The sequence below is a fragment of the Paenalicyclobacillus cellulosilyticus genome (assembly GCF_014647315.1).
Lineage (GTDB): Bacteria > Bacillota > Bacilli > Alicyclobacillales > Alicyclobacillaceae > Alicyclobacillus_J > Alicyclobacillus_J cellulosilyticus.
The window spans coordinates 1-294 of sequence record NZ_BMOY01000165.1; the positions used below are offsets into that span (position 1 = coordinate 1).

Annotated in this window: 1 protein-coding gene; it reads left to right on the forward strand. The window is 49.7% G+C overall.

The window, feature by feature from the left end:
* A partial coding sequence (locus IEX97_RS13860; RefSeq protein ID WP_229776958.1) for a PTS transporter subunit EIIC occupies positions 1–294 on the forward strand: 294 nt, incomplete at both ends.

Sequence of the window (294 nt, forward strand, 5' to 3'; positions counted from 1 at the left end):
TGACTGGGCTGCGCACCAAAACCCACAACTAGCATTCGGTATCTACGGTGTTGTTGAGCGTTCACTAATCCCATTCGGTCTACACCACGTTTGGAACGTACCTTTCTTCTTCGAAGCTGGTACTTGTGTTAACGCAGCAGGCGAAACTCAACACGGCGTTCTAACTTGTTACCTAGTTGCTGATGAAGCATCTCGTGCTGCTGGTAATGGCTTCGGTCAGCTAGCGGGTGGTTACATGTTCAAGATGTTCGGTCTACCAGCTGCAGCAATCGCAATTGCTCACTGTGCTAAACC